Annotated in this window: 23 protein-coding genes; 4 read left to right on the forward strand and 19 right to left on the reverse strand. The window is 58.5% G+C overall.

The genetic code is table 11. The features are described from left to right. Positions 1-3 precede the first annotated feature (3 nt). The 3 genes from Q1B21_RS02795 to Q1B21_RS02805 all read left to right on the forward strand — a co-directional run bounded on the left by Q1B21_RS02795 (position 4) and on the right by Q1B21_RS02805 (position 2,543). A complete protein-coding gene (locus Q1B21_RS02795; protein WP_299885614.1) occupies positions 4-369 on the forward strand; it encodes a glycine zipper family protein in 366 nt (121 codons plus the stop codon). Beyond that, entirely contained in the window at positions 356-982 is a 627-nt protein-coding gene (locus tag Q1B21_RS02800) for an alpha/beta hydrolase (RefSeq protein ID WP_299885617.1), read from the forward strand. The genes Q1B21_RS02795 and Q1B21_RS02800 overlap by 14 nt, the downstream gene beginning before the upstream one ends. A gap of 193 nt (positions 983-1,175) precedes the next feature. After that, on the forward strand, positions 1,176-2,543 hold the full coding sequence (locus tag Q1B21_RS02805; RefSeq protein WP_299885620.1) for a DUF3179 domain-containing protein: 1,368 nt from the start codon (positions 1,176-1,178) through the stop codon (positions 2,541-2,543). Between the two features lie 3 nt (positions 2,544-2,546). Here the strand turns inward: Q1B21_RS02805 and Q1B21_RS02810 are convergent, their stop codons facing one another. The 16 genes from Q1B21_RS02810 to Q1B21_RS02885 form a co-directional block, all read right to left on the reverse strand. Beyond that, entirely contained in the window at positions 2,547-4,232 is a 1,686-nt protein-coding gene (locus Q1B21_RS02810; RefSeq protein ID WP_299885623.1) for a chloride channel protein, read from the reverse strand. Between the two features lie 90 nt (positions 4,233-4,322). Beyond that, the gene (gene recN / locus Q1B21_RS02815; protein ID WP_299885625.1) at positions 4,323-5,972 is read right to left on the reverse strand and encodes a DNA repair protein RecN; all 1,650 of its coding nucleotides are present in this window, start codon (positions 5,970-5,972) and stop codon (positions 4,323-4,325) included. A 36-nt stretch (positions 5,973-6,008) separates the two neighbouring features. Beyond that, positions 6,009-6,872: an outer membrane protein assembly factor BamD gene (locus tag Q1B21_RS02820; RefSeq protein WP_298933185.1), complete on the reverse strand. Its 864-nt coding sequence runs from the start codon at positions 6,870-6,872 to the stop codon at positions 6,009-6,011. Between the two features lie 127 nt (positions 6,873-6,999). After that, positions 7,000-7,920: a UDP-3-O-acyl-N-acetylglucosamine deacetylase gene (lpxC, locus tag Q1B21_RS02825; RefSeq protein ID WP_298933187.1), complete on the reverse strand. Its 921-nt coding sequence runs from the start codon at positions 7,918-7,920 to the stop codon at positions 7,000-7,002. Positions 7,921-8,133: 213 nt separating this feature from the next. Continuing rightward, positions 8,134-9,753 (reverse strand): cell division protein FtsZ, encoded by a 1,620-nt coding sequence (gene ftsZ, locus Q1B21_RS02830; RefSeq protein WP_299885630.1) that lies wholly within the window; start codon positions 9,751-9,753, stop codon positions 8,134-8,136. A 347-nt stretch (positions 9,754-10,100) separates the two neighbouring features. Next, positions 10,101-10,520 carry a hypothetical protein gene (locus Q1B21_RS02835; RefSeq protein ID WP_299885634.1) on the reverse strand — a complete coding sequence of 140 codons (420 nt, stop codon included), beginning with the start codon at positions 10,518-10,520 and terminating at the stop codon, positions 10,101-10,103. Continuing rightward, positions 10,507-11,841, reverse strand: a complete 1,335-nt coding sequence (gene ftsA, locus Q1B21_RS02840; RefSeq protein WP_298933476.1) for a cell division protein FtsA — start codon at positions 11,839-11,841, stop codon at positions 10,507-10,509. The genes Q1B21_RS02835 and ftsA overlap by 14 nt, the downstream gene beginning before the upstream one ends. Positions 11,842-11,849: 8 nt before the next feature. After that, positions 11,850-12,857: a cell division protein FtsQ/DivIB gene (locus tag Q1B21_RS02845; protein WP_299885637.1), complete on the reverse strand. Its 1,008-nt coding sequence runs from the start codon at positions 12,855-12,857 to the stop codon at positions 11,850-11,852. Further along, the gene (locus Q1B21_RS02850; RefSeq protein WP_299885640.1) at positions 12,845-13,759 is read right to left on the reverse strand and encodes a D-alanine--D-alanine ligase; all 915 of its coding nucleotides are present in this window, start codon (positions 13,757-13,759) and stop codon (positions 12,845-12,847) included. Before Q1B21_RS02850 ends, Q1B21_RS02845 begins: the two co-directional genes overlap by 13 nt. A gap of 112 nt (positions 13,760-13,871) precedes the next feature. Beyond that, positions 13,872-14,819: a UDP-N-acetylmuramate dehydrogenase gene (gene murB, locus Q1B21_RS02855; protein ID WP_299885643.1), complete on the reverse strand. Its 948-nt coding sequence runs from the start codon at positions 14,817-14,819 to the stop codon at positions 13,872-13,874. 271 nt (positions 14,820-15,090) lie between these two features. After that, a complete protein-coding gene (locus Q1B21_RS02860; protein WP_299079804.1) occupies positions 15,091-15,333 on the reverse strand; it encodes a DUF2484 family protein in 243 nt (80 codons plus the stop codon). Then, entirely contained in the window at positions 15,330-15,578 is a 249-nt protein-coding gene (locus tag Q1B21_RS02865; RefSeq protein ID WP_299885646.1) for a DUF2484 family protein, read from the reverse strand. The genes Q1B21_RS02860 and Q1B21_RS02865 overlap by 4 nt, the downstream gene beginning before the upstream one ends. A 76-nt stretch (positions 15,579-15,654) precedes the next feature. Continuing rightward, complete coding sequence (gene murC, locus Q1B21_RS02870) at positions 15,655-17,064, reverse strand: UDP-N-acetylmuramate--L-alanine ligase (protein ID WP_298933203.1); 1,410 nt, start codon at positions 17,062-17,064, stop codon at positions 15,655-15,657. Further along, positions 17,061-18,158, reverse strand: coding sequence for a UDP-N-acetylglucosamine--N-acetylmuramyl-(pentapeptide) pyrophosphoryl-undecaprenol N-acetylglucosamine transferase (locus Q1B21_RS02875; RefSeq protein ID WP_299885649.1), 1,098 nt, complete (start codon positions 18,156-18,158; stop codon positions 17,061-17,063). The genes murC and Q1B21_RS02875 overlap by 4 nt, the downstream gene beginning before the upstream one ends. Beyond that, a complete protein-coding gene (ftsW, locus tag Q1B21_RS02880) occupies positions 18,158-19,321 on the reverse strand; it encodes a putative lipid II flippase FtsW (RefSeq protein WP_298933207.1) in 1,164 nt (387 codons plus the stop codon). The genes Q1B21_RS02875 and ftsW overlap by 1 nt, the downstream gene beginning before the upstream one ends. A gap of 176 nt (positions 19,322-19,497) precedes the next feature. Then, positions 19,498-19,896: a rhodanese-like domain-containing protein gene (locus tag Q1B21_RS02885; protein WP_299885663.1), complete on the reverse strand. Its 399-nt coding sequence runs from the start codon at positions 19,894-19,896 to the stop codon at positions 19,498-19,500. 140 nt (positions 19,897-20,036) lie between these two features. Here Q1B21_RS02885 and Q1B21_RS02890 point away from each other — a divergent pair, with 140 nt between their 5' ends. Then, positions 20,037-21,215, forward strand: a complete 1,179-nt coding sequence (locus Q1B21_RS02890; protein ID WP_299886738.1) for an NAD(P)/FAD-dependent oxidoreductase — start codon at positions 20,037-20,039, stop codon at positions 21,213-21,215. On the opposite strand, the gene Q1B21_RS02895 is transcribed toward Q1B21_RS02890, so the two are convergent. From Q1B21_RS02895 to mraY, 3 genes are all read right to left on the reverse strand, one after another. After that, positions 21,212-21,586, reverse strand: a complete 375-nt coding sequence (locus Q1B21_RS02895; protein WP_298933213.1) for a glycine zipper family protein — start codon at positions 21,584-21,586, stop codon at positions 21,212-21,214. The genes Q1B21_RS02890 and Q1B21_RS02895 overlap by 4 nt on opposite strands. 105 nt (positions 21,587-21,691) lie before the next feature. Further along, positions 21,692-23,092, reverse strand: coding sequence for a UDP-N-acetylmuramoyl-L-alanine--D-glutamate ligase (gene murD, locus Q1B21_RS02900; RefSeq protein ID WP_299885665.1), 1,401 nt, complete (start codon positions 23,090-23,092; stop codon positions 21,692-21,694). A gap of 152 nt (positions 23,093-23,244) precedes the next feature. Then, positions 23,245-24,327, reverse strand: a complete 1,083-nt coding sequence (gene mraY / locus Q1B21_RS02905) for a phospho-N-acetylmuramoyl-pentapeptide-transferase (RefSeq protein ID WP_298933216.1) — start codon at positions 24,325-24,327, stop codon at positions 23,245-23,247. Between the last annotated feature and the right edge of the window lie 6 nt (positions 24,328-24,333).

The following is a 24,333-nucleotide window of genomic DNA, read 5'->3' on the forward strand; positions in this document are numbered from 1 at the left end:
ACGATGAAACTGACCAATTCTTGCGGCATACTGATACTTGGATTGACGGTCGCGGCGTGCTCTGACAGTGCAGACACTTTGATTGTTGACGGCCAGAAAAAAGCGAATTTCCAATCCGACCTGACCGCCTGCCAGCAGGTGTCGATGCAGCGCGAAAAAACCAATGACGGGGCGGTTACCGGTGCCGTAATCGGCGGGCTGGTCGGCGCAGCCGAAGCAGACAGCGGCGACGCACTGGCCGGGCTCGGTATTGGTGCAGCCGTTGGCGGCCTCATAGGAACAGCCGAGGATTCATCTGAGGCAGACGACGCCAGAAAACGTATCGTTTTTAGCTGTATGCGGGGTCGAGGCCACAATGTCGTTGGTTAGAAGACATCTTTCGCCGCGTGGCCGCCGCCTGAGCCGCTATGCCGCCGTGCTGGCGGCAATGGTCGCGGTTTTAATGGGCGGGTGTACTCAGATGTCCATCTTGGCGTGGAACCAGGTCCCGATGACCGAGTTCCGCGTCGATGGCACACGGCTGTATATGCAAGGGGCTATCAACTCTCAGACGCTGAAACAGTTTGAAGACGTTTATGCCAAGCACCCTGACATCAAGACTTTGGTCGAACTGGATGTGCCCGGATCGCTTGATGATGACACCATGATTGCGCTGGCCTACCGAGTACGAGAGCTGGGACTTAACACCCATCTGGAAGCCTCCAGCCTGATCCAGTCAGGCGGGGTGGACTTGTTTCTGGCAGGCGTCCGTCGCACCATGGAGCCGGGCGCACAGATTGGTGTGCATTCTTGGTCAGACGGATCGCGGGACGCGAAAGACTACCCGCGCGATGCCCCTGAACACGAACAGAACCGATTGTACATCGAGCACGTGCTGGGCGATGAGTCATTCTACTGGTTTACGATTTATGCCGCACCGGCTGATGGCATGCACTTCATGACTAGCAGCGAAATCAAAAAATACGGGTTATTGACGAACTAGCCATCCAATGCCCCAAGTCGATGTGACCGCAGGCACGCAGATTTCAACGCGCGTGCCTACTACATTTTGATCGGTGCATATGCTCTCCGTTTCGCGAAAGCCTGAAATCCGATCACACGCTGCTCACGCGGCTGTGGCATGCAATTGATCATCCCAGCGTGCATATTGGGCGTGAACAGAAAGGGAGCGGGCCATGTCGATATCTCGTCGCAGCTTTGTTGGACTAGCCGGGGCAGGCGCATTCGCGCCAGTTGCGCTCTGGGCCCAACAGGACCCGGTGCTTGAGGCAGTTCGCAGCACGCTTTTCGGCCGCAGGACTGAGTTTGAGGCACACATGGCGTTTCTTAAGGATCGCGGCAACCCTGACGTTGTTCCGGCCCTGCTGACAGGAATGCGGTTTTCCGACCGGCGAAGAGACGACATCGTCGAAGTGATGGAGGCTCTGACGGGTAAGCAATTGGGCACCAACTGGTTCGAATGGATGCTATGGCAGGAACGCAACCCGCAGGTGGTGCCCCACCCATCGCTGATCCCGTTCAAACGCGAAGTTCTATTGGGTGTCGATTCCAATTTCGACGTATTCCTGCAGCCAGAGTATCTGCAACGCGACAAGATGAAGATCCGGCTGGAAGAGATCGCCTGGGGTGGCGTGCGCAAAGACGGCATTCCGTCGTTGGACAACCCTACACTCATTTCGGCTGCAAACGCCGACTACATGAAGGGCGACGATCTGGTGTTTGGCGTGGCGATCAACGGGGATGAGAGAGCCTACCCGCTGCGGATCATGGGATGGCACGAGATGTTCAACGATGTGATTGGCGGCGTGCCGGTTGCTTTGGCTTACTGCACCCTATGCGGTTCGGGCATTCTCTTTGAAACGCAGGTTCAGGGACGGCAAAAACCACTGGTGTTTGGCTCATCCGGGTTCCTGTATCGGTCCAACAAGCTGATGTTTGACCGCGCGACACATTCGCTGTGGAACCAATACACCGGAAAACCGGTGGTGGGGCCGTTGGTGGATAGCGGACTTACCCTGAAGCAACGCCCTGTTGTGATCACGACCTGGGACAGCTGGAAGACATCACATCCGGGCACGCGGGTGCTGTCGCTGAACACAGGGCATCGGCGTAACTATGGTTCGGGTGTCGTCTACCGGGACTATTTTGCGTCGAGCGAGTTGATGTTCCCGGCGCTCGTGGATCAGTCTAAGCATCGGCAAAAGGACTACGTGTTTGCGGTACGCCAATTTGGGGCGGCGCGGGCTTGGCCGCTGGATGCGTTCAAGCGAACTCCGGTGATCAATGACGCCATCGCGGGCCGCCCGTTGGTATTGATTGGTGATCCGGCCGAGCGCAGTGTACGGGCCTACGAACGCAAGTCCCACAAATTCAGCGCGTCGGGTCGTGGGTTGCGGGATGCCAAGGGCGCTGACTGGACCGTCACGGAAGAGGCGATTGTCGGCGCGGATGGCACACGGCTGCCGCGGGTGGCTGGTCATATCTCCTACTGGTTTGCGTGGGACAACTATATGGGTGACGCCGCAAGCGTGTATGACGGCTGACGGTCAGGAATGTTCCTCGGCCGCTGTTGCCGCCAAAGCTCGGTTATAGGCTTTGAGCGCATCTACGTGATAGAGCGCGCCAACGGGCGTTTCTCGTCCAACTTCATCGACAATGACCACCGGAATACACGGGATATCGTCGCGGTCGAAATAGGGCATCGCGGCTTCGAGCGTTGCGCTGGCTTTGACGCAGAACCCCTTATCGATCAGGATCTGCGCTTCATCCTTTGAAATCGAACGCGGGTCTCCGATAGGCCGCATTACAGCCCCTGCCCTGAGCATGGCCAGCAGATACGCCTGGGGCCCGGCGGCCAGATGCACGTTGCGACGTTCTAGCTGGGTCAGGAAGAACGAGCGGTCGACCAGGCGAGATGCCAACGCGGTGGACATCGAAACCGACACCATCACAGCCAGGCCAATCTGCCAATCTCCGGTCAGTTCGAACACGATCAAAGTGGTAGAGATCGGCGCGCCCAGAACGGCGGCGGCCACGGCGCCCATGCCCGCGAAGGCATACAGCGTATGGGTACCCGACACTTCCGGCAGCAATCCGGTGGCAATAAGACCAAAGGCCAACCCGGTCAGCGCTCCAATCATCAACGATGGGGAAAACACGCCGCCGCCCATACGCCCGCCCATGGTGATCGCTACCGCTATGGTCTTGATCACGGCAAACAGGATCGCGGTTGGCAGCACAAGATCACCGGTCAACGCACGGATCGTGGTTTCGTATCCGACCCCGATGATATGCGGGAACCAGATTGCCAAAAGACCCAGCATCGCGCCGGATACCCCTGGTCGCAACCACCGCGGCATGGATAGGCGGTTTTGAACATGGCTGCCGATATCCTCGGCAAAGAAGATCGAACGCATCAGCAGCACTGCCACGAAGCCGCAGATCAGCCCAAGGATCAGAAAGGCCGGCAATTCGACATAGAATTGCAGAGACCCGGGCGTTTCCAGCGCAAACTCTGTGACGTCACCATATTCCAAGCGGTTGATCACAGTCCCCGCGACCGAGGCAATGACGATGGGTGCAAATGCGTGCACGGCGAAATGGCGCAGCACGACCTCGAGCGCGAATAAGGCTCCGGCGATGGGCGCGTTAAAACTGGCCGAGACGGCGGCGGCAACAGCGCAACCCAGCAGATCACGCCCGGTAATGCCATCTGCGTGAATGCGATTGCTAACCCAAGTGGAAATCACACCCGCCATATGGACCACCGGCCCTTCCCGCCCGGTGGACCCGCCTGTACTGAGGGTGATGAGCGAAGCAAAAAACGACGCGATACCCGCTTTGGTTTCGACCCGCCCATTAGTCACGGCAGAACCTTCGATTACATCTGCCACGGATCGAACACGCCCGTCATCAGTGAATTTATTCAGTATGACCCCGACGATCAAACCACCGAAAATGGGGGTGATCAGGATCAGAAACCACGGGAGTTTTTCGACGTGGCTATGCAGCAGCAGAATGTCTTCCGTTTCGTAAACATAGGCCTGCAACGCCCGGATCGCCTTACGAAATCCAAGCGCCATGAAGCCCGCAGCTATTCCGATGACCAGTGCAATGAACCAGAACTGGATCTGGCTGGGACCCCGGCGCAGCATCACCCGCCAGGCGTCCTTGATCGCGGCCAGAGCCTGACTAAGCTGGTTGCGCAGAACGGTGCGGGTAGATTGGGTCATTGGCCCTCGGGGATCATCTCATATCCCTTAGTAAGCCACGGGGCGCTCATATAAAAGTAGGATAGCGACCCCGCGTAGTAGCGAGTTGTTTCAGGCTTGCAGCAAAGCGCGTGCCGCGGCGCGGGCCTCGTCCGTTATCGTATCGCCTGCAACCATGCGCGCGATCTCATCCACCCTTTCGGGATCGGCCAAAGGGGTGACAGTAGACAGGGTCTGCCCGTTGGCGACATGTTTCTGAACGCGCCAGTGATGCGCGGCACGGGCGGCAACCTGCGGCGAGTGGGTGACAACCAGCACCTGCCCACCTTCTGCCAGCGACGCAAGACGTCGCCCAACGGCATCGGCGGTAGCGCCTCCGACACCGCGATCAATCTCGTCAAAGATCATTGTAAGGGTGCTGTCATCACCGGACAGGCACACTTTGAGCGCCAGTAGAAAGCGACTAAGTTCCCCGCCCGAGGCGATCTTGTTCAGCGGCCCCGACGGTGCACCGGGGTTGGTGGCGACTGTGAATGCAACCGCGTCAGTTCCTTCAGGGCCGGAATCAGCGGCGGTGATTTCGGTCTGAAACACCGCGCGCTCCATTTTTAGCGGCGCCAATTCATCCATGACGGCTGCATCCAGTTGCCCGGCTGCCGACTTTCGCTTGGTACTCAGCGCATTGGCCGCCGTATCATAAGCAGCTTGTGCCACATCCATAGCGGCGCGGTGATCAGCAAGATCCGCGTCCCCTGCATCAAGCCGGCTGAGACGATCCCGCAGCGTTTCGGCAAAGCCACCTAGTTCATCTGGCGCAACATCATGCTTGCGAGCCAATGCACGGATCGCGAACAGACGTTCTTCGGCGGCTTCAAGGTCAGCCGGGTTGAAATCCAGCGCCTGCAGGCAGGCGTTGACGCCGTCCTGTGCCTCACCCAGTTCGATCATGGCGCGCCCCAGCGCGGCGATAGGGCCTTCCAGTTGCCCGCCTGCGTGATCGGATACGCCTTCGAGCCAGCGCACGGCATCAGCCATGGCCCCTTCTGCGCCGTCCCCGCCCAACAAATCAAAAGCGCGGGCGACGTCGTCACGGATGCGTTCAGCCCCCTGCATCATGCGGCGGCGCGCGTCGAGTTCGGCATCTTCACCCGGCTGAGGGTCAAGTTGATCCAGTTCCGCCACGGCGTGGCGCAGAAATTCCTCTTCGGCGCGCATGGTTGCCAATGCGGCTTCGGTCTCGGCCAGCGCTTTACGTGTGCGGGACAGTTCAGTCCACGCGGTGCGTACGGCATGCAGATGACCCGAAAGCTGGGCATAGCTATCCAACATTGCCCGGTGGCCGCGCGGATTCAGCAAACCACGATCATCATGCTGACCATGCAGTTCAATCAGGGTTTCAGACAGGGCCCGCAACACCTCACCAGAACAGCGGCGGTCATTAACCCAGGCGGTCTTGCGCCCTTCGGCTGTATTGACGCGGCGCAGGATCAACTCTTCTCCGCCGGGCAAACCGGCCTCGGATAGTATTTCGTGGGCAGGGTGATCGTCTGGCAGTTCGAATTCTGCTACTACCTCGCCCTGCGCGGCCCCTTGGCGGACAAGTTCAGCTCGGCCGCGCCAACCAAGCACAAAACCCAGTGAATCCAACAAGATCGATTTGCCCGCACCCGTCTCACCGGTCAATGCGTTCAGCCCCGGCTGGAACGATAGCTCCAACCGGTCAATGATCAGCATGTCGCGGATATCGAGGGCGCGCAGCATCGGGTCTTTACCGTCCCAAGCCAAAAGCCATGACGACTACAACCACTCACCCTTGATGGTTTGACGATAGATCGTGCTGAGCCAATTGTTGCCACGGCTCTTGAGATCCAGCCCACGCGAAGTCAGCAGCTTGTAGGCGTCATCATACCACTCCGAAGACTGGTAGTTGTAGCCGAGGATCGCACCGGCCGTTTGGGCCTCATCCACCAGACCAAGTGACAAGTAGGCTTCGACCAGACGATATAGCGCTTCGGCGGTATGCGATGTGGTCTGAAAATCCTCTACCACCACACGGAACCGGTTGATGGCCGCGATGTAGTGATCCTGACGCAGATAATAGCGCCCGATTTCCATTTCTTTTCCCGCCAGATGGTCAAAGGCCAGATCGAATTTCAGCACGGCCGACGTGGCGTATTCGCTGTCTGGATAAACCTCGATCACTGTCCGCAGGGATTGCAACGCCTGAAAGGTCAGACCCTGATCGCGACCAACTTCGTCAATCTGGTCGTAATAGCTGAGCGCCAAAAGATACTGCGCATAGGCCGCGTCTTCATCCGTTGGATAGAAGTCGATGTAACGCTGCGCGGCCGCACGGCTTTCTTCATAGTTCTTGTCCGAGTGGAACGAAAACGCCTGCATGATCAGCGCACGTTTGGCCCAGTCGGAATAAGGATACAGACGCTCGACTTCCGAGAAATACCAAGCCGCATCGTCCGAACGACTCTGCGATAGTTCGTATTCACCACGGGTGTAAATCTGCTCCGGCGTATAGCCTTCCAGGTTTTGACTGCGATCCGCGCCTTTGTTGCCGAACAGGCCCCCCGCGTTGCCGCATGCCGTCAAAGTTGCTGCCAGAAGAATCGCGCTTGCGAACCTGACTGCCGCTTTGCTGCCAACCATACCGCCCATCCTTGTCGTCTTAACTTAACGGGGTTCGCCCCGGATTGAGCCATGGTCTAGCACAGAAAATTCCGGTGCAAAACGCCTTATCCACGCTCTGGCGCAATTGTCGTCAGAGTTGATCAGATCAGGCGACTTCGGGAACTTCGTTCAGAACGAGGCCCTGCCCTGGCAAGCGCGCAGCTTGTTCGGGGGTACACAGGACTGGACGCACCGCACCGGGCGTTTCGAACAGTTTGCGCAGCAAAGTATTGGTCATCGAATGACCTGACTTGTCACCGGTGAAGTGACCAAGAATCGGACCACCCGCAAGATAGAGATCGCCCAGAGCGTCCAGCATCTTGTGGCGCACGGCCTCATCTGCGCGGCGAAAGCCGCCCGGGGTCAGAACTTCGTTACCTTGCACAACAACCGCGTTTTCCAACGTACCGCCAAGTGCGAGACCGTTTTCACGCATGGCTTCGACATCTGTACGACGGCAGAACGTCCGACAGTCACTAAGCTCGCGGGCAAACGACCCGTTGCGCATGTCCAGAGTTTTGGTCTGGCTGCCGATGGCGTCGTCTTCGAAATCGATGTGGAAGTCGATGATCAGCCCGTCTGCGGGCACAATCGTGGCGCTGGCGCCTTCACGCGAAGCAGTCACTGGTTTTACAACTTCGTAGGCCAGAACCGGGCTGGCTTGACGGCGCACACCCTTTGCCACAATGCCGCGCACGAAATCGATGGACGACCCGTCCATAATCGGAACCTCGGGCCCATCGATCTCGATCAGTGCATTGTGCACGCCACATCCGGCCAGAGCCGCCATGATATGTTCAACGGTAGACACCGACACACCAGCGTCATTCACCAGGCGGGTGCAAAGTGGCGTCCGCTCGACCACGTCATAGATCGCAGGGATGAGGGCATTGCCCAGCTCGATATCCGTCCGCTTGAACCAAATGCCGTGACCGGCAGCTGCCGGTTTCAGGACCATCTTGGCAGGCTGACCGCCATGCAGTCCGACGCCTTGGAACGTGACCGGAGATTTGAGCGTATGTTGCAAATGGTGCCTCAAAGAGTGGTGTCCAGCCTGCTAGGGCTGTGTTGCATCCCCAGTTAAGGAAGCACGCGTCAAGGCTCAACTCACTCTTTGTAACCGAATGAAACATGTATGTAACAGATCGGCAAAACCCTGCTTACCCACCTATAATACTTTGGTAATAAAGTAAAAAGGGCCGCCAGTAGGCGACCCTTTACACTCAATTTGTTACCGCCATCAGTTGGCTTGGCGGCGCAGGAAGGCCGGAATTTCGATCCGTTCCTGTTCCGGGTCGGCCTCATCATGGATAGGTGCCGTAGCGTCAGCCTGACGCATTGCAGGCTGTTGACGCACCGGCTGCGGGGCCTGTGCCGGAGTATCTGCCGCATGGCCGGTCATCCGGTCAATCAACCGATTGAAGCCAAAGCGGGGGCGTTCTTCGGTCTCGGGCTGCGGTTGCTGCGCCGCCTCCTGAGGCCGCGAAGCGGTCATGCGCTGCTTGGCTGACGGCACGTTTTGAACGGCCGCCTGCAGGCGCTGAAGTGCTTCGGGTGAGGGGGTGCCAGCGGCTTGTCCACGCGGAGCAACAAAGGTTTCTGGTGCCTGCTCAACGGGATCGGGCTGCGGTTCAAATTCGGCCACACGCGGCTGGTAGGCCGGAGGCGGCAGACCGTCATCATCCCGCTCGTCCCGTGCATGAAACTGCGTCGGGGCAGGCTCTTCGGCTGCTTCAAACAGAGAAGGCTCGCGGATTTCTTCTGGCTGCGGAGCTGGCTCGGCCACTTCGGCTGCAACAGGCGTTTCCTCGGGCATGTGCTCTTCCGCTGAAACCGTACGGGTCAGTGGTGCGGACATCGAGCGGCGTGCAACCGGGATATCTTCCTGCTTTTCAGTGGCGTCGATGCCAGTGGCAACAACCGATACGCGCATGCCACCTTCCATTGCGGTGTCCAGCGTCGAGCCGACGATGATGTTCGCCTCGGGGTCAACTTCTTCGCGGATGCGGTTGGCCGCTTCGTCCAGTTCGAACAACGTCAGATCGTGCGAGCCGGTGATGTTGATCAGCACGCCCTTGGCGCCTTTGAGGCTGATTTCATCGAGCAGCGGGTTGGCAATGGCCTTCTCAGCCGCCTGAACCGCGCGATCTTCGCCGGTTGCTTCGCCGGTGCCCATCATGGCTTTGCCCATCTCGTCCATCACCGCACGGACGTCGGCAAAGTCGAGGTTGATCAGGCCCGGACGCACCATCAGGTCGGTGACGCCTTTGACACCCTGATACAGAACGTCGTCGGCCATCGAGAACGCCTCGGTGAACGTGGTCTTTTCATTAGCCAGGCGGAACAGGTTCTGGTTTGGAATGATGATCAGCGTGTCAACAACCCGTTGCAGCGATTCAACGCCGTCTTCGGCCTGTCGCATACGCTTGGCCCCTTCGAACTGGAAGGGTTTGGTCACGACACCAACAGTCAGTACACCAAGCTCGCGTGCGGCCTGCGCAATAATCGGAGCGGCCCCGGTTCCGGTACCGCCACCCATGCCGGCGGTGATAAAGCACATATGCGCACCCGCCAGGTGATCAACGATCTGTTCGATGCTTTCTTCGGCGGCAGCAGCCCCTACGGTCGGCCGTGCCCCAGCACCCAAACCTTCGGTGACCTTTACGCCCAGTTGCACGCGCGCCGATGAATGGCTTTGCTGCAACGCCTGAGCGTCGGTGTTAGCGACAACAAAGTCGACCCCATCTAGTTGCTTTTCAATCATGTTGTTAACGGCATTGCCGCCGGCGCCGCCAACGCCAAATACTGTGATCCGAGGCTTCAGTTCATCGTGCCCGGGCATCGAAAGATTCAATGTCATGCTCTGTCCGCCTGTTTTTATGTTCCGCCAAAGCGGTGTTTTTCTTGCCTATCTGCCCATGATTCTATCGCTCCAATACGAAAAGGTCACGTCAAAAATTGCGTGATTCCACAAAATATGGAGGAAATAAGGCGCTGAACGGCGGTATTTCGCATCCAACGCCAGATATTGGGGACCACAGGCAAATCACAACAAGACAAGCGTCATTCGCGCCGCATTTAAGGTGCGTCACGGGTTAGTGGATCGTATCGGTACATGCGGAAAACTGCTCATGGTCCTGCCGCGGGGCCTCTTGCGGGCCTTGTGGATATCTTTAGGGATAAATCCGGTCGCTGCAACCCGTTTCTTTAGCTGATCGGAGCACCTGGACAGTTCAAACTGTTCGTGGTGATGCTGCGCACTTCCTGAATTTCACCGTCCGAGAATGAAGCAAGCCGCACCAACAGGCGGTCTTTATGCATAAACGGCCACCAACATACAGGCAGACCATCCGGATCATTGTCGTACAGAAAGCAGATCTGACCGTTGGGCGTGGTGATCTGACCATAAACGCACCCCTCGCCCTCTTGCCGCCAGACCGATGTTGTGCGGCTTAGAAACTGTTCGGTTCCTACCAGGTCGCCGCTTCGGATTTCATAGAATTTTAACGTTTTCCCAATTGCGGCATCCAGAAATGCCTCGGGCGTGATGATGGTTTGGGCCGCAGCCCAGCCGGGCAGCAGCACTGCCCCAAGACCGAACCAGCGCAGTGTTTTACCAATTGTCACGAAACCACCGGACGGCCCGTTTGAAGGGGCGTGCCGCGTCCGTGTCGACCGGAATTTCGAAGTCCCACCATTCGTCCTGCGGATGCGCAGCAAACAGGCTGAGTCCGACCGCCGAGGAAAAACCCGGCCCGGTAGCCGATTGCGGCAGCCCGTGGACGCGCAGCGGACGGCCCAGGCGCACACGCTGGCCCAGGATCCGCGTCGCAAGGCCGTCCAGCCCCATGATCTGACTGCCACCGCCGGTCAGCACAATCTGCTGGCTTGGCATATGTTCGAACCCGGCCGCGTCCAGACGTACACGTACCTCTTCAAGGATTTCTTCGACCCTAGGGCGCATAATCCCGATCAGTTCAGCGCGGCTGACGGTGCGGCGATCATGTTCCCAGTCTCCAGTGTCGCCACCGATATCGATCATATCGCGATCATCCGCGCCGGTCGCATGGACGCCACCATTAAATGTCTTGATCCGTTCGGCCACAGACGCGGGCACGCCCAGCCCCATGGAAATATCCGACGTCACGTGATCTCCGCCCATGCGCACGCAATCGGCATAGATCATGTGCTTTTTCATGAAGATCGATACGCTGGTCGTGCCACCACCCATATCGATACAAGCCGCGCCCAGTTCCTGTTCATCTTCAACAAGCGAAGAGATGCCCGACACATAAGCCGAATTTGCAATACCAGCGAGCTCTAGATCGCAGCGTTTGATACAGCGCACGATGTTCTGAATTGCCACAGCATCAACGGTCAGCATGTGCATATCGACGGCCAGCGATTGCCCGAGCTGACCGCGCGGATCAATCAGGCCCGAGCGGTTGTCGAGCGCAAAGTTCACCGGCTGGGCATGCAACACTTCGCGCCCTGCTCCGTAGTCGGGCACATCGCAGGCGTTCAGAACGCGGCCTACTTCGGCCTCGGTCACAAGCTGGCCTTCCAGATCGACCTGTGCATCCAGCCCATAAGACCTAGGGTTGGCGCCCGAGAAACAGGCGATCACATGATCAACGCGGATATCGGCCATTTTCTGTGCTGCCTGCAGCGCCGTGCGAATGGCCCGCTCGGTTTCCTGCATGGCCGTGACTTCGCCAAATTGCACGCCGCGTGAGCGTGTTGTGGCTGCCCCGACAACGCGGAACCCGGTCTGACCCGCCATGGACCCGATGGTGTTATCCTCGCTGAGACGCCCGGATCCGTCGAACCGCAGCACAAGGCAGCTAATCTTGGAACTTCCGACATCCAGAATGGCGACGACGCCCCTTTGCATGGCTTGTCTACGCATCTGCCGCATGGCGCGTTGAGACTGATATAGATCGGTCATCATGGTCGTTACTGCCCGTTACCCACTGTCACTTTTGTATTCCACCAGTCTTCGCTGGCAGCTTTTGTCATTCTGATTGTCGGACGCTGCCCAAGGCGCATGTCCACCACGGCCACGTCTCGCTCCAGAAGATCCTGCACTTCGTTCACCGCCAGCACGCGCTCCAACGCACGCACCGGGCGCTCGACGGGCAGCATGATGCGCTGCCCGCGGTCGAGCACCAAATCCCAACGCCGCTCACCGACGCGAACCAATCCGCGAACCCGATCGCCGAGGCTGCGGGCGGTGGTAAAAATCTGCAGCGCCTCGGACACGTGCTGATCTGCACCAGTTCCAGCAACCAACGGCAGATCCACGTGATCCTTCCGCGAAACGGCCTGATCCACGTGCACGCCGGTTTCGTCCAGCAACTCGACACCGTCCCGGGTGCGCCAGACGATAACGGGCTGCCGTTCAATGACATCAACCTGCAGAATACCGCCGGGGCGAATGCGCACCGTCGCGGATTTCACCGGGTCCAGACCAGTGATGGTGTCACGCATCTGCTCGACATCCAGATCCCAGGAGCTAATCGGGAAATCCAACGGAACGATCTCGCGAATATCGTCGGCCAACCCGGTTCCGGCGCCATCAATCGCCATGAGATTGACCATGAATTCCGGTCTCTCCTGAATCGAGGTGCGAATGTCGGCGATATAAGCGCTAACGGCTTCGCGCCGATCTTCAGAGGCAAAATACAGACCAGCTGCTGCGGCAATGGCGCAGATCGGAACGCCCAGCTTGACGCCAAGGCGAATACCCGGCGTCAGCATCCAGCGCTGGAACCGATAGCTGAGCCGCGACGGCGCAGGGTCACTGCGTCGTGCGGTTCGCGCAAAGACCTTGGCCCCGCGAAGCCGCAGGACAGGTTGAACATCGCTGTCCTCTGATCCAGCGGACTCAAAATCTGCATCCGGCCCGGCCAATGGTTTGGCGCGGTGGATCACGGGTGCGCGGGTGGCGATCAGCGGTCGCATGAGGCGTCCTCCACCATCCAGGCGCAGAGCTGGCCGAACGTTAGGCCACAATGCGCGCCCTGTTCCGGCACCAGCGAGGTTGGCGTCATCCCGGGCTGGGTGTTGGTTTCCAACAAGAACAACCCGTCCGTACCCTGACTGTCATCCCAACGAAAATCGGTACGGCTAACACCCCGGCATCCCAACAGAGTGTGGGCGCGCAAAGCGTACTCCATGCACATGTCAAAAATCTCGGATGGAACTTCGGCGGGCAGAACATGCCATGATCCGCCGGGTTTGTACTTGGCGTCATAGTCGTACCAGCCGTCGGTCATGATCTCGGTCACCGTCAGGGCGCGGTCGCCCATCACGGTCACGGTCAACTCGCGGCCTGCGATGTATTGTTCGACCATCACCTGATCGGGCATGTCATCTGACAGTTTCGGAGGGCCATTTGCGCCCTCAAACACCAGATAGATGCCGACGCTGGACCCCTCGTTGTTGGGCTTGACCACATAAGGTGCTGGCATTGTGTGCTTGGCCACCACCTCGGTCTTGGGCAGGATCACACTGTCGGCAATGGGCAGCCCCGCGATGCGAAACGCCTCTTTGCTGCGCTGCTTGTCCATCGCCAAAGCTGAAGCCAAAACACCAGAGTGCGTGTAAGGGATGCGCATCCATTCCAGCAGGCCCTGCACACAGCCGTCTTCGCCCCAACGGCCATGCAGGGCGTTGAAAACAACATCCGGCTTGATGTCCAAAAGGCGCGCATAGAGGTCGGGACCTGCGTCCAGCTCGACCACTTCAATACCTTCTCCCCTGAGGGCGGTTGCGCATTCGCGCCCGCTGCTGAGAGACACCTCGCGTTCAGCCGAGGGGCCGCCCATCAATACCGCCACTTTGGGGCTTGTCCTGCTCGACATACCCACGTTCGTGCGCCTCAATGTCCCCGGACCTTATCTGGTGGTCCGTACTGCGTTTATGCCTTTGATCCGTCGCCTTAAATTGCCTGTTATTGGTCTGACGGTTTGGGCTTTATTCTGTCAGCGGATCACCGACCCGCATGATTTCCCACTCTAGCGTGATACCGCTTGTTTCGTAAACCTTTTTTCGCACCTCTTCGCCCAGCCCTTCGAGGTCTGCGGCGGTGGCGTCTCCGGTGTTGATCAGGAAATTCGAATGCTTCTCACTCATCTGTGCGCCGCCCCTCGTGGCGCCGCGCATGCCTGCGTCATCAATCACTTTCCACGCCTTGAGGTCATGCACATCATCAGTGCGGCCAGTGGACGAGAAGCCCGCAGGGTTTCGGAAGGTCGATCCGGCGCTGCGATCCTTGGTGGGTTGCGTCTCGTCACGCTTCTTCAGTTGGGCGTCCATACGCGCATGCAGATCAGCGGGAGTGCCTGTAGGGCCCTCGAATTGGGCCGAAACCAACACCGCACCGTCCGGTAAATCAGACTGGCGATATCGAAAATTTAGCTCTTCAGGCGTGAGATCCAAAATCTCGCCCTGCCGGGTCACGATCGTGGCTTTGCGCAACACATCTGCCGTATAGCTGCCATAGCACCCGGCATTCATCCGTACCGCGCCGCCGATTGAACCGGGGATGGTGCGCAGAAAGGTCAAGTCAACGCCCGCATCCGCCGCCTTGCGCGCCACGTGAGCATCCAACGCTGCTGCGCCCGCAGTGACGGTGTTGCCTTCGACCGAGATCCCGTTGAACCCGCGCCCGAGCCGAATTACCACGGCACGGAGCCCACCGTCTCGGACGATCAGGTTCGATCCGACGCCCATAGGGAAGATCGCGACATCTGCTGGCAGATCGCCCAGAAAGGTTTGCAGATCTTCGATATCCGCCGGCTGGAACAAATAGTCCGCTGGACCGCCAACGCGGAGCCATGTGAGGTCGGACAACAGGCGACCATTTGCGAGTTTGCCACGTAGGCTTTTAAGGTTCAGCTCCGTGAGCGTTTCCGCCACCATGCCCCAATACTCCATCCTTTATCGCGACCACTCCGTACCACAAATGTATCCAGATAACGTACGCTATCACTGCGAGGGTAATGTCGTAGGTCTCAATCGAGCGCCAATACAGCGCTAGACCCAAAAGAACAAACCACAAGATGGAAGCGGTATATGCCAGTCGAAGCTTTCTGTGGAGAGCCGCGTAGGCAAAGGTCAAAAACCAGCCAATAAAGCCAAAGAAAATTGGGGCCATGATTACGAAGATCGAATCAAACAAAGAGGAACGCCCTTACATCAGACCGCGCAACCACCGCCCAAGATAGATCACAGGCCAGCGCAACACCGACATTCCTGCGGCGAGGACCAGCAGCCCAATCCACGGGCCGTTCTCGTAAGTCACGTAACCTACAATCGGAATGCCTACCGCGATTAGGAAATAGGCACGAGCCCAGTGATTGTCTTTGCTAGGGATCATCGCCAGAATATTGGCCGCAAGCCCCCAGAGCGCGGCAAGGGCGAGAGACCAGATCATTCTGTCACCTCTCGGCCTGTCCATTTGCACCAGTAAAATCGGATGGGATTGCGGAACATCGAGATGAACCCGCCGGAGGCGAGAACCGACCAGAACCAGCCGTGGTCATAGCCTAGCCAGATGATAAGCGCTGGCGCGCAGATCAACAGGATGATGCCCGGCGGAAATTGCAGCCGCATCGGCAACAGCGCCACGATTGTGGCGCAGATCACCCAGAGGGCGGCAAAGATCATCGAATAGTCCATTCGCCCCTCCAAGGACGCGCGGTATCAGCGAGCATCGTATCACACTTTATGGTTGTGCGCCAAATCAACATGGACGTCAAACAGCTTGTTTTCTTTGCAATCTCTCGGGCAAACCGTTAGCCCAGGCGCTGATCGTCCCTGCGCCCAGGCAAACAACCATATCACCGGGACGGGTCTGTTCGCGCACGAGGCGTTCAAGGTCTTCTTCATTCAGGATCGCACGGGCATGACGGTGACCGTGGCGGATCAACCCTTCGACCAGATCGTCGCGGCTGGCCCCTTCAATCGGGTCTTCGCCAGCGGCGAAAACCTCGGCGATGGCGACGACGTCAGCGTCATTGAAGCAAGTGCAGAAATCGTCGAACAGGTTGGACAGGCGGGAATAGCGGTGCGGCTGATGAACCGCAACGACACGGCCTTCGGTAGCCTGGCGGGCGGCTTTCAAAACGGCGGCAATTTCAACCGGGTGGTGGCCGTAATCGTCGATGATGGTGACGCCTTCGACCTCACCCACCTTGGTGAAGCGGCGATTGACGCCGCCGAAATTAGCAAGCGCATCACGGATTTCTACCGCCTTCATACCCAGATGGCGGGCGACAGCCACGGCGGACAACGCATTCGAGACGTTGTGATCGCCGGGCATCGGTAGAGTGCAGCCTTCGATAACCTTGTCTTCGTATTGCAGGTGGATGTCGAAATGCGCGACGCCGCCCTTGTAAGTCAGGTTCTCGGCGCGCACATCAGCCTGCGCGTTGAAGCCATAGGTGCGCACCCGACGGTCGGTGATACGGCCAACCAGCGCCTGAACTTCGGTATGATCGGTGCAGCAAACTGCAAGGCCATAGAAGGGCAGGTTTGAGACGAACTCGTAAAAACCATCGCGCAATTGATCGAAATCGCCCCAATGCTCCATATGTTCGGGGTCGATATTGGTGACGATTGCGATGGTCGCGGGCAAGCGGTTGAAGGAACCGTCGCTTTCGTCCGCCTCGACCACCATCCACTCGCCCTGCCCCATCCGTGCGTTAGAGCCATAGGCGTGGATGATACCGCCATTGATCACGGTCGGGTCGAAATCACCTGCAACCATCAGCTCGGCCATCATCGTTGTTGTGGTGGTTTTGCCATGGGTCCCGGCAATGGCGATGTTGGAGCGCAGGCGCATGAGCTCGGCAAGCATGTCTGCGCGGCGCACGACCGGCAAGCCTTGAGCCCGCGCCTCGTCAAGTTCCGGGTTGCCGGGTTTGATCGCGGTGGAAGTAACGATGACCGCAGCGCCTTCAAGGTTTTCGGCTTTTTGACCGACAAAGATCTCAGCACCCAGACCAGCCAGACGATCAGTGATTTTAGAGGCCTTCAGATCGGACCCCTGCACCCGATAACCCAGGTTCAACAGTACCTCGGCAATGCCTGACATCCCGATCCCACCGATCCCGACAAAGTGGATCGGACCTACATCCTGCGGCAGTTTGGTTGCTGGGTTCATGTGGTCTCCTTCTGCGCCAGTTGTTCGACAAGGGCCACCAGACGCTCGGTTGCGTCCGGTGCCCCGACTGACAAGGCGGCATGGGCCATTTTCTGTGCGGCTTCGGGGTTGGTCAAAACCGTGGTCATTTGTTCGGTTAGCGAAGAAACGTCAAGCATGTTTTCGGGGATCATGATCGCCCCGCCCGCCTGAACCAGTCCGCGTGCATTGGCTGTCTGGTGGTCGCCTGCCGCCGCGGCAAAGGGGATCAGTATCGACGGGCGTCCGATGACCGAGATATCAGCGACGCTGGATGCGCCCGAGCGGGAGACGACCAGCTGCGCTTCGGACATCCGGCGGGGGACATCCTGAAAGAACGGTTGCACATCGGCCAGGATGCCGTGATCGGCGTAGAATGCAGTGACACGCTCTCCATCCTCGTCGCGGGCCTGATGGGCAACCCGAACATAGCGGCGCAGATCTTCGGGCAAAGCTGCAATCGCCCCCGGCACAACATCGCTGAGGATACGAGCCCCCTGAGAGCCGCCCATCACCAAGACCGACATCGGGTAGTCCCCCGGTGGAATGTAGGGCGCGGCCGCGCGGTCCAGCACAGCGGCGCGGACAGGATTTCCGGTGTGAATACCGTTCGAGTCTTCGGGCAGATCCGTGGGCCACACACCACAGGCTACATGCGCAACCCGGGTTGCGAACAGCTGGTTCACGCGCCCCAGAACACCGTTCTGTTCGTGGATCATGCGGGGAATTTTCAGCAGGGTTGCGGCGCTGAGTGCCGGGATCGACGGGTATCCTCCAAAGCCCACGACCACATCCGGCTTATCGCGCATCATGCCAAATGCCATGGAGGTAACACCGCCTGCAATCTTGGGCCCGGCCAGCACCTTGGCAGCCAACCCGCCGCGCGCGAACGTGGCGGAGGATGCTTCGACAATTTCGGTCGAATGCGGGAAACCACTGGTATATCGCGCGCCGCGCGCGTCGGTGGAGAGACGCACGCGCCAGCCTTTATACAACATTGCCTCGGCCAGTGCCTGCGCAGGGAACATGTGGCCCCCGGTGCCGCCAGCCGCAATCAATAGGTAGGGTTTGCCCATCAGCCTCGTCCGCGCAGAATATCGCCAAGTTCGCCCTGTGGGCGGGTTCGGGTGAAGGCCAGCAACATGCCAACTGCGATGCCGCCGGCAATCAGCGACGAGCCACCATAGCTGACAAACGGCAAGGTCATGCCCTTTGCGGGCAGCAGGCGCACGGCAACGCCCATGTTGATCATCGCCTGAACGCCGAACATACAGGCTAGACCAGTGCCCGCCAGGCGGATGAACATGTCACGCTCACGCATCAGGCGCAAAAGCGAACGCACCACGATGATCGAATACAGAGCGATGATGATCAGCACAAGGATCAGGCCGTATTCCTCGGCCGCGACAGCAATGATGAAGTCTGTGTGGGCATCGGGCAGCGACCATTTCACCTGTCCTTCGCCAACGCCAACGCCAAATAGCCCGCCTTCGCGGATGGCGTTGGTGGCATAGCCAAGCTGGGTGGTCGGGTCGACCTCTTGATTCAGAAAGCCATCAATGCGGCGGGCGAAGTGGTCGGAATTGGAATAGGCAAACATGCCGCCCAGAACAACGACCCCGGCCATGCCGACCAGCAGCAGCATCGGCGCACCGGCGACGAAGTACATCACACCCCAGCCGAATAGGATTAGACAGGCCTGACCGAAGTCAGGCTGCATCACCAGCATGCCAACAATGGCCATGCACAAGGCGAACGACCAGATCCGCCCCGGTGGGCCATTGATTTGCTGGGACGCTGCCAACAACCATGCGGCCACAACGACGAAACCGGGTTTCAGGAATTCCGAGGGTTGTAGCGAGGCAAAGCCCAGCGAATACCAACGCACGGCACCTTTGCCGAAATCAGTGCCGAAGATGGGCAGGAAGGCCAGCGCCACGAATGAAGCCAGAAAGCCCAGTACCGCCAGACGTCGTACAAGCGTCGGCGACATCATCGAGGTCAACAACATAGAAACCAAGGCCAACCCGCCGAACAATGCCTGTCGCTCTACATAGTGAAAGGGATCAAACCCGTTGCGACCTGCCAGCGGTGGCGATGAGGCCAGCCCCAACAACAGCCCGATCACAAACAGGATCAGTACGCAGGACATCGTCCAACGATCAATCGTCCGCCACCACTTTGGTAGAATCGGTTCGCCGCGCTGGTCCTGGACCGCGCCATACACCATCTCAGTCATGAGATACCGCCACTATCTGCCTCAACAACGTCCCGTTTTTCGGGATCTGATTGAGAGTCTACAGGGAAATTCGCGTTTGGGCCAGTGGAATGACGGGTCGCGGCGGAAAACAATTGGCGGCGTGCGGAACCTTGCCGGGGCGGGTTTTGTGCCGCCAGACGCTTTGTCGAATTGCGCTAGTCGACATCCTCGACAGGGCCATCTGCCTTAACCCAGGCGCTGAACCCACCTGCGATATGTGCGACCGGGGCCAGACCCATTTCCATTGCCGTCTTGGCGCTGAGCGCCGACCGCCACGCGCTGGCACAATAGAAGACATATGTTTTGTCCTGATCGAAGATGTCTCTATGATAAGGACTTTCCGGGTCGATCCAGAATTCCAGCATGCCACGTGGACATGAAAAAGCGCCGGGTATCTTACCCGCGCGTTTCAACTCGCGAATATCGCGCAAATCGACCAGAACATGCTCTTCGCTGTCAATCAAACCTTTGGCTTGCTCGATCGAGATAGTCGTAACGACGGCATTTGCCTCGGCAAGCAGGGCTTTGATCCCCTTCGTGATGGTCTGTGACATGGGCGATGTTCCTATGTTTCGGGGTTCGTATCGGAGCTTGAACAATTTGCTTGAATCTACCTGAGTGCAGGCAGCCCGGCAAACGCAATCCCGACAGGCAACCTCTTGCCTTCCTCAACGATCCACGCCATGCGCTGGATATGACCTATGACACGATCATCCTTGGGGCCGGTGCAGCCGGTATGATGTGCGCGGCCCATTGCGGAGGGCGCGTTCTGGTGATCGATCACGCGAAGGCCCCGGGTGAGAAAATTCGCATCTCGGGCGGTGGGCGCTGCAACTTTACCAACATGTATGCGGCCCCCGATAACTTTCTGTCGCAGAACCCCCATTTCTGCAAATCGGCGCTGGCGCGATATACCCAGTGGGATTTCATCGATCTGGTAAACCGGCACGACGTAGCATGGCATGAAAAGACGTTGGGCCAGTTGTTCTGCGACGGCTCCTCCAAGCAGATCATCGCGATGCTGCTGACTGAGATGGAGCGCGCGGGTGCCGAGCTTTGGGTGCAGACTTCACTGCGTTTCCTCCGCAAGTCCGACGCCGGGTTTGCCTTGGAGGTCGAACGCGAAGGGCAAAGGCACAGCCTAACCTGTAACAATCTGGTGCTGGCGACGGGCGGCAAGTCGATCCCCAAGATGGGTGCCACGGGACTGGCCTATGACATAGCGCAGCAGTTTGGGTTGCGTCTGACCAACACCCGCGCGGGTTTGGTGCCGTTCACATTCTCGGACGGTAAATTCAAGGATTTGTCGGGGGTGTCCCTGCCAGCTCGACTGTCCAATGACCGGACAAGCTTTGACGAGGCCCTGCTGTTCACTCATCGTGGCCTCAGCGGCCCTTCGGTGCTGCAATTGTCATCCTATTGGCGCGAAGGCGAGGCGATCCGGGTCAACCTGATCCCCGATCTGCCTTTGTACGACCTTCTGCGCGACCAAAGACAGGCGTCCGGGCGCAAGGACCTGAGCACCGAGTTGGCGCGGCATCTGCCAGGGCGACTTGTGGACTACCTTGGCCAACAGCTTCTGGTGTCCGGCAAGCTAGCCGATCAGTCAGACACGAAACTGGCTGAACTGACGAAAGCGCTTTCCGATTGGCACCTCGTGCCCTCGGGCACCGAAGGGTATCGCACTGCCGAGGTGACCTTGGGCGGGATAGATACGGATGATTTGTCGTCAAAAACGATGGAGGCCAAGGAAATCCCCGGCCTCTATGCAATTGGCGAAGCGGTGGATGTCACCGGATGGTTGGGCGGCTACAATTTCCAGTGGGCGTGGTCCTCGGGCCACGCCGCCGGAACCGCGATTGCTGGTGATTAACCGACTACGTTGTAGCCACGACCACGCATGCAATTCCGCACAATGACTTCCTTGTTCTGGTTCTTGCCGATGGCATCAGCACTCGCCCCCAACAAAGCACCTGCAACAGCAGCACGACCCAGATTGTCGCTGCTGTCCTGAACAATCCCTGTGACTGCGGCCGCACCTGCCGCACCGATAGCTGCGTTCCCGGCAGTGCTACCGTCAATAGTTGCCTGCGATGCAGCCAATTGCTGGCATTGCGCCAGATCGTTGCTGTAGTTCGGCCCAATCGGCCCATCGATAACCGGCTGATAGCTAGCCCCGGTATTCGCGCAGGCACCAGCCAGCATCAAAGCGGGAACAATCATAAGAGATTTACGGTTTGGCATATTCATGACCTCGTGTTGAGCTATCGAGAAACAAAACAAATTCTTAAATGGCGTCAAGCCAATCACCTCGGACTCTGTCCGAAACGGCGGTCAATTGCAAATGAGCTAGTCTTCCAGTTGGCTTTTGACCTGTTCCGCGAAATCGTCTCCGCGCTGTTCGAAATTGTCATACTGGTCAAAACTGGCAGCGGCCGGGGCGAGCAATATAGTCTCCCCCGGATGGCTGTCTGCCACTGCTTGCGCAACGGCCGCCTCCATGGTCGTGCAGACCTGTGCGTCAATGTCCAACTGCATGGCAAAATTTGCCGCCTCACGCCCGATGACATAGGCCCTGAGAACGTCTTTAGTGGCCCCGTTCAGGGCCACGATACCGCCCTCTTTCTCTAACCCGCCGCAAATCCAGCGAATCTTTTTGAAGGCACTTAGCGCTTTGATAGCGCTGTCCACATTGGTCGCCTTGGAGTCGTTGACATAGGTCACACCATCGGCTTCGGCGATGATCTGGCTGCGATGCGGCAGACCCGGATAGCTGTGCAACGCATCTTCGATCACCCGTGGTGCCAGACCCAGCGACCTGCAGGCAGCATAGGCTGCACAGGCGTTCTGGTGGTTATGCGCACCGGGCAGGCCCTTGATGGCGCGCAAATCGATCGAACCGGCCTGACGCCCCTTACGGTATTCCGACAGGAAACCTTTACGAGCAAAAACCTGCCATCCCGGCCCTGTAAGCTTGCGCGCAACCGAAACGCGGATCACCCGGTCATCGGTCGGGCCTTCGGCCAACTGGCCTGCCAGAAATGCGCCTTCGGCCTCGTCCACGCCAATGACGGCGCGATCCGGGCCACCTTCCGCGAACAGGCGCCGCTTGGCTGCAAAGTACCCGCCGATGCCGCCATGCCTGTCCAGATGATCTGGTGAGAGGTTGGTAAACACCGCCACATCCGGCGTCAGCGCGCGGGCCAGCTCAGTCTGATAGCTGCTGAGTTCCAGCACAACGACCGAGCCATCACCACCTGGTTCGATATCAAGCACCCCACGCCCGATATTACCGGCCAATTGCGCATCTCGTCCGGCCTCGGTCAGGATATGGTGGATCAGTGCGGCCGTCGTGGACTTGCCGTTTGACCCAGTAACCGCAATCACCCGTGGTGGAGTTTCGAACTTGCCCCAATCCTGATCCGCGAAAGACCGGAAGAACAGGCCGATGTCGTTGTCCACCGGAACACCGGCTTCAAGCGCTGCGGCTACAACCGGGTTTGGCTTTGGGTAAAGATGCGGAATACCTGGCGAGACCACCAGCGTAGCAACATCGTCGAAGGCGCCATGGCGCAACAGATCGGCGCAGGTAAATCCTTCCTGCTCGGCCATATCAAGCGTGGTCGGATTATCGTCCCAGCAGATGGGCGTGGCTCCACCTGCAAGAAGGGCGCGTGCCGCCGCCAGACCCGAACGGCCCAGCCCCAGAACAGCCACCTTTTGTCCTGAAAACCCTTTGACCGGGATCATACTGCCCTACCTTCACTTCAATCTTGAATTGGCCGCCACACTGCACCGAAGAAATTGCCATTGGCAAGGGCGGCATCAGGCTCGTGCGGCAGCGCGAGCCGGGCCCAACATGTGCAAGGCAGGCCGCAGGCCCGTCGAACCCGGCGGGAGCATTACCTGACTTTGAGGGTCGCCAGACCAATCATCGCCAGGATAAGTGAGATGATCCAGAAACGGATGACAATCGTAGGTTCCGCCCAGCCCTTTTTCTCATAGTGGTGGTGGATTGGCGCCATCAGAAAAACCCGTTTGCCAGTACGCTTGAAGTAAAGCACCTGGATGATCACACTCAGCGCTTCGACCACAAACAGGCCGCCAACTACCGCAAGAACCAGCTCGTGTTTGGTCGCGACGGCAATGGCACCCAGCGCACCGCCCAAAGCCAAAGACCCGGTGTCGCCCATGAAGACAGCTGCTGGAGGAGCGTTATACCAAAGGAAGCCAAGACCCGCACCAAACAGGGCCGAGGTAAAGATAAGGATCTCGCCCGTGCCTGGCACATAGTGCACATCCAGGTATTCAGTGAAGTCCACCCGTCCAACGGCATAGGCGATGATCCCAAGGGTCGAGGCCGCAATCATCACCGGCATGATGGCCAGCCCGTCTAAACCGTCTGTCAAATTCACCGCATTCGCAGCGCCAACGATCACGATGATTGCGAACGGAATGTAAAGGACACCAAGGTTGATCAGTGTATCTTTGAACACCGGCAGGGCCAGCTGGTTTTGCAACGCATCGGGATGGTTCAGGGATGCCCACCCTGCGGCCAGCACCGCGATGATGACCCCCAAAGCAAGCCTCATTTTGCCAGAAACACCTTTGGAATTCTGCTTGGACACTTTTGCATAGTCATCAGCAAAGCCAATTGCCGCATACGCCAGCGTTACAAACAGCACCATCCAGACATAAGGGTTGTCCCACCGGGCCCAGATCAGGGTGGATGTCAAAAGCGCGCCCACGATCAGCAATCCACCCATGGTCGGCGTTCCAGCTTTGGACAAATGGCCCTCGGGCCCGTCGTCACGGATTGGCTGACCTTTGCCCTGCTTCTTGCGCAGCACGTTAATCAGTGGTTTGCCAAACAGAAACCCGAATATCAGTGCAGTCAGGAAAGCGCCGCCTGCGCGGAATGTGATGTAGCGGAAGAGGTTAAAAAAATCTCCCCCGTCCGACAGGGCGGTCAGCCAATAGAGCATTATAAG

Source organism: uncultured Ruegeria sp., assembly GCF_947504215.1.
Lineage (GTDB): Bacteria > Pseudomonadota > Alphaproteobacteria > Rhodobacterales > Rhodobacteraceae > Ruegeria.

Excerpts from the sequence above, each read along its gene's own strand:
- Q1B21_RS02845 (WP_299885637.1), bottom strand. The coding sequence starts at position 12,857 with ATGCGACCGCTGATCGCCACCCGCGCACCCGTGATCCACCGCGCCAAA.
- Q1B21_RS02860 (WP_299079804.1), bottom strand. The coding sequence starts at position 15,333 with ATGATCTGGTCTCTCGCCCTTGCCGCGCTCTGGGGGCTTGCGGCCAAT.
- Q1B21_RS02810 (WP_299885623.1), bottom strand. The coding sequence starts at position 4,232 with ATGACCCAATCTACCCGCACCGTTCTGCGCAACCAGCTTAGTCAGGCT.
- ftsZ (WP_299885630.1), bottom strand. The coding sequence starts at position 9,753 with ATGACATTGAATCTTTCGATGCCCGGGCACGATGAACTGAAGCCTCGG.
- Q1B21_RS02865 (WP_299885646.1), bottom strand. The coding sequence starts at position 15,578 with ATGGACTATTCGATGATCTTTGCCGCCCTCTGGGTGATCTGCGCCACA.
- murB (WP_299885643.1), bottom strand. The coding sequence starts at position 14,819 with ATGGTGGCGGAAACGCTCACGGAGCTGAACCTTAAAAGCCTACGTGGC.
- recN (WP_299885625.1), bottom strand. The coding sequence starts at position 5,972 with ATGCTGCGCGCCCTCGATATCCGCGACATGCTGATCATTGACCGGTTG.
- murC (WP_298933203.1), bottom strand. The coding sequence starts at position 17,064 with ATGAACCCAGCAACCAAACTGCCGCAGGATGTAGGTCCGATCCACTTT.
- Q1B21_RS02850 (WP_299885640.1), bottom strand. The coding sequence starts at position 13,759 with ATGTCGAGCAGGACAAGCCCCAAAGTGGCGGTATTGATGGGCGGCCCC.
- ftsW (WP_298933207.1), bottom strand. The coding sequence starts at position 19,321 with ATGACTGAGATGGTGTATGGCGCGGTCCAGGACCAGCGCGGCGAACCG.
- Q1B21_RS02795 (WP_299885614.1), top strand. The coding sequence starts at position 4 with ATGAAACTGACCAATTCTTGCGGCATACTGATACTTGGATTGACGGTC.
- Q1B21_RS02800 (WP_299885617.1), top strand. The coding sequence starts at position 356 with ATGTCGTTGGTTAGAAGACATCTTTCGCCGCGTGGCCGCCGCCTGAGC.
- ftsA (WP_298933476.1), bottom strand. The coding sequence starts at position 11,841 with ATGACCGATCTATATCAGTCTCAACGCGCCATGCGGCAGATGCGTAGA.
- murD (WP_299885665.1), bottom strand. The coding sequence starts at position 23,092 with ATGATCCCGGTCAAAGGGTTTTCAGGACAAAAGGTGGCTGTTCTGGGG.
- mraY (WP_298933216.1), bottom strand. The coding sequence starts at position 24,327 with ATGCTCTATTGGCTGACCGCCCTGTCGGACGGGGGAGATTTTTTTAAC.
- Q1B21_RS02890 (WP_299886738.1), top strand. The coding sequence starts at position 20,037 with ATGACCTATGACACGATCATCCTTGGGGCCGGTGCAGCCGGTATGATG.
- Q1B21_RS02805 (WP_299885620.1), top strand. The coding sequence starts at position 1,176 with ATGTCGATATCTCGTCGCAGCTTTGTTGGACTAGCCGGGGCAGGCGCA.
- Q1B21_RS02885 (WP_299885663.1), bottom strand. The coding sequence starts at position 19,896 with ATGTCACAGACCATCACGAAGGGGATCAAAGCCCTGCTTGCCGAGGCA.
- Q1B21_RS02820 (WP_298933185.1), bottom strand. The coding sequence starts at position 6,872 with ATGGTTGGCAGCAAAGCGGCAGTCAGGTTCGCAAGCGCGATTCTTCTG.
- Q1B21_RS02895 (WP_298933213.1), bottom strand. The coding sequence starts at position 21,586 with ATGCCAAACCGTAAATCTCTTATGATTGTTCCCGCTTTGATGCTGGCT.
- Q1B21_RS02875 (WP_299885649.1), bottom strand. The coding sequence starts at position 18,158 with ATGGGCAAACCCTACCTATTGATTGCGGCTGGCGGCACCGGGGGCCAC.